2 protein-coding genes are annotated in these 1,370 nt (G+C 68.5%); one reads left to right on the top strand and one right to left on the bottom strand.

All coding sequences use genetic code 11. From position 1 onward, the window contains the following. The coding region (locus tag B2J89_RS20205; protein ID WP_169170662.1) for a M48 family metalloprotease at nucleotides 1–773 on the bottom strand (773 nt) is incomplete at its 3' end. A gap of 107 nt (nucleotides 774–880) precedes the next feature. Between B2J89_RS20205 and moaC the strand changes: the two genes are divergently transcribed. Then, a complete protein-coding gene (gene moaC / locus B2J89_RS20200; RefSeq protein WP_169170661.1) occupies nucleotides 881–1,369 on the top strand; it encodes a cyclic pyranopterin monophosphate synthase MoaC in 489 nt (162 codons plus the stop codon). Nucleotide 1,370 lies beyond the last annotated feature (1 nt).

Below are 1,370 nucleotides of genomic sequence, written 5' to 3'. Positions count from 1 at the left end.
TAGGGCCAGGAGCCGTTGTCGTTGAGGCGGTTGGCCTGCTGCAGCTTGTCGAACATGCTGACGAAGCCCTGCGGCGCAAAGCCGGCCGGCGCCATCAGGCCGTAGCCGATGCGGTCGGCCTCGCGCTCCATGTCGCGCGAGAAATTGAGCTGGTTCTGCATCGCCACGGCCTGCCCGCCCACCACCAGGGCCTGCGCGGCGTTCGGGCTCTTGCTGGCGGCCAATGCGCCCAGCACCATGGCGCCCAGCATCCAGGGCGTCTGGCGGCTTTGCTGCGACATCAGGCGCGAGATGTGGCGCTGCGTGACGTGGCTGAGCTCGTGTGCCAGCACCGAGGCGAGCTCGTCGCGGCTGGTGACCACGCCGATCAGGCCCAGGTGCACGCCGAGGTAGCCGCCGGGCAGCGCGAACGCGTTCACCGTGCGGTCGCGCCCGAGCAGCACCTCCCATGCAAAGCGCTCGTCGATTTCGGGCGAGAGCTCGCCGCGCGTGCGCGCCGCGTCCAGCAGCGACAGCCACAGGCCCTGCACATACTCGACCAGCACCGGGTCGTCGATGTAGTCGGGGTCGCGGTAAAGCTCGCGGATGATGCGGTCGCCGAGCCGGCGCTCGGCGCTCACGGTCATGTCGCCGCCGTCGCCGAGCGTGGGCAGGCTGGCCTGGGCGCGCGCGGGCACCGGCAGCAGCGCGCCAGATGCTATCAATAAAGAAGCTGCTAGGACAGATGCAGCAAGGGCCAGAGGCCATTTCGGCCTGAAACGTGACGGGGCCATGGCGGCGTCGGACCCAAGACCATTCGGTGTGCGCTGGTGTGTCGGCATGAACGTATGATGCCCCGTCCCCCGAATGTTTCCCCACCGATTCACCCGGTTACCACCCCATGTCTGCACTCACCCACTTTGACGCCCAGGGCCAGGCCCACATGGTCGACGTCGCCGCCAAGGCCGCCACCCACCGCACCGCCGTCGCCAGCGGCCGCATCGAGATGCTGCCCGCCACCCTGGCGCTGATCGAGGCCGGCACCGCCAAGAAAGGCGACGTGCTCGGCATCGCCCGCATCGCCGGCATCCAGGGCGCCAAGAAGACCAGCGACCTGATCCCGCTGTGCCACCCGCTCGCGCTGACCCGCGTCGCTATTGAATTCGAGGCTGCCAGCGCACGCCAGCCGGGCGCGACAGGCATATTGTGTACAGCCACGGTGGAAACCGTCGGCCCCACCGGCGTGGAAATGGAAGCCCTCACGGCCGTGCAGGTCGCCCTGCTCACCATCTACGACATGTGCAAGGCCGTGGACCGCGGCATGTCGATCCACGGCGTGCGCGTCGAAGAAAAGCACGGGGGCAAGTCGGGCAGCTATGTGGCGCAGTGAG

This window comes from Acidovorax sp. SRB_24 (genome assembly GCF_012931925.1).
This window is presented reverse-complemented; position numbering and strand designations above follow the sequence as displayed.